General features: G+C 60.9%; 3 protein-coding genes. All 3 read left to right on the forward strand.

Annotation, left to right across the window (positions count from 1 at the left end; translation table 11 throughout):
* Positions 1-899, forward strand: an 899-nt coding sequence (locus ABIZ35_RS05900; RefSeq protein ID WP_348218948.1) for a N4-gp56 family major capsid protein, incomplete at its 5' end; no start/stop codon positions are given.
* 509 nt (positions 900-1,408) lie between these two features.
* Positions 1,409-1,735, forward strand: a complete 327-nt coding sequence (locus ABIZ35_RS05905) for a hypothetical protein (protein ID WP_348218949.1) — start codon at positions 1,409-1,411, stop codon at positions 1,733-1,735.
* Positions 1,736-1,778: 43 nt separating this feature from the next.
* The gene (locus ABIZ35_RS05910; RefSeq protein WP_348218950.1) at positions 1,779-2,414 is read left to right on the forward strand and encodes a hypothetical protein; all 636 of its coding nucleotides are present in this window, start codon (positions 1,779-1,781) and stop codon (positions 2,412-2,414) included.
* Positions 2,415-2,451 lie beyond the last annotated feature (37 nt).

Consider the following 2,451-nt stretch of genomic DNA (forward strand, 5'->3'; position numbering starts at 1 on the left):
ATGTATTTGGACCGGGGACGACCCCAGGCGCGGGCGGCAGCCTGCCGGCGGAAGTTCGGATCGCGTATGATCGGCGGCTTCTGAAGGCGGCGCGGCCCAATCTCATCCACGCGCAGTTCGCGAACGACCGGCCGATCGATAAGAACGCCGGCACGACCATGCAGATGCGGCGTTTCGAGCTGCTGGCTCCGGCGACTTCGCCGCTTTCGGAAGGCGTGACGCCGACGGGCAACAACCTGACGGTGACGCCGGTGACGGTGGGCATCGCGCAGTACGGCGACTTTATCCAGGTCTCCGACGTGCTGACGTGGTCGGCGATCGATCCGATCCTGACGCAGGCGGCGGACATTCTTGGCTTCCAGGCGGGACAGACGATCGATCAGCTGGCGCGCGACTTTATGGCGTCGGGAACGAATGTCATTTACGCTACGGGAAAGACGGCCCGTAATTTGGTGACGAGCACGGATAAGTTCACGTCGGCCGAGATCAAGAAGGCCGTGCGCACGCTGGAGAAATCCTTCACGATGCCGATCAACGGCGACTACGTGGGGATTGTTTCACCCGACGCCAAGTACGACATCATGAGCATTCCCGAGTGGCTGGCCGTGAAGGAGTACTCAACGCCGAAAGACCTGTACGAGGGCGAGCTCGGCTCGCTGTACGGCGTACGGTTCGTGGAGTCACCGCTGGCGAAGTTCTTCACCGGCGCGGGTGCGGGCGGGATCGATGTCCACGCAACGCTGATCTTCGGCTCGATGGCCTTCGTGAAGACGGAAATCGGGGGCGAAAGCCTCTCGAATATCATCAAGCCGCTCGGGTCCGCAGGCGCGGCCGACCCGCTGAATCAGCGGGCAACCTCGGGTTACACTCGTACCAGCTATTACAAGATGGCTGCCTAATTCCAGCCCGAGTAAAACCCACTCTAATTGACTTGAATAGGTGGAGACACCCAACAAGGCGGAAGGCTCCTAGGAGCCACCGTGAGAGACTAAATGAGAGGGCGCCGGCGCAAATTGTAACCGTGCTCCGGTGATGTGATAGTCCGACCTCTGGCGATAATCGGCCTAGCAAGCACAATGAAACCAGAGAAGTAATAAGAAATTATTACTCGCCTAACGAGAAGTTAGGTCTTAAAGCAACAGATGAGTGGAAGGCGACTTTTGGCGGCGCGATTGCGAACCAGCTTTTTGTGGTTCGTGTGGAGCATGCGGTTTCGCCGTAGTGCGGCATTGTTTGCGTGATGATCAATCACGACTGCTGATTAGATGAAGAAGGCTGGCGAATGAATTCGCGCCTATAAGTACGGTCACCCACCTTCGTGGGTTCAGAAGTCCGCAAAGACGGAGGGTTGTACTTTGAGAAGCGAATTCATTCGCCCGGTGTCTCATCGGACTTAAAAAGGATATCCATGACTACTAAAATTATCACTGCGGATGAGTCGGCGGCGGATGAGGCGCCGGTGCTGACGGTGAAGCAGCAGTTGGATGCGCAGGCGAAGTATCGGATCCGATTGCGGCATGAGCTGGGCAAGAAGGATCAGAAGAAGGAGGGGGCGCTGACGGTGGGCGTCAACGGTCACTTCTATTTTATCAAGCGCGGCGAGTATGTGGATGTGCCCGAGGAGGTGTATCTCATTCTGGTGCGGGCCGGCGAAGTGGAGGCGCAGAAGCCGGAGCATGAGCGCGAAGCACCGGGGCTGACGGTGGCGCCGCAGGAGACGGATGCGATCGAGTAGGGCGCGGTGATGTGCTGGCCGAGAGGCGAAGGAGCGTGTGCGTATGACCAGGCAGGAGATGATCATTCAGGGGCGCGATCTGCTGGGCGAGTTCTTTGGCACTGCCGGCGACGCCGACCCATTCGCGTGGAGCCGCCTGGTCAGCACGGCGGCCGACGAGATCGCGCGGGCGACGGATTGCTTTTACACGACGGCGACGGCGGATCTTGTCGCGGGGCAGGCGGAGTACTGCGCGCCGCAGATCACGAAGGTGAAGGCGGTGAGCGTCTATGACGCGAGCGGGGCGCGCCGGACGATCGGGAGCGCGACGATTGCGTCGATGGATGGATGGTCGGCGCATTGGCGTGACGAGGCGGCGGGTACGCCTGCGACTTGGGTTCCCATGGGTCTCAATCAGATCGTGCTGTACCCAGCGCCGAGTTATGCGGCGACAGGCGGCCTGGTCGTCGAAGGTTATGGAGTTCCGGGGGTAGGGTGGGCGGCGATGAGCGCGGCGTGTCCGCTGCCGGACCGGGCGCATATGGCGGTGGTGTATAAGGCCGCGCTGCTGCGCATCATTCAGAACCCATCGCCGGAGAACCTGACGCGCCGCGCGATGCTGGCGGACGAGTTCGCGGGATTAAAAGGCAAGCTGGAAGCCGAGACGCGGCGGTTTGCGGCGGCGACGCGGGTGGAGTGAGAGGCCCTCACCCCCCAGCCCCCTCTCCCAATTCTGG

This window comes from Capsulimonas sp., assembly GCF_039929585.1.
Lineage (GTDB): Bacteria > Armatimonadota > Armatimonadia > Armatimonadales > Capsulimonadaceae > Capsulimonas.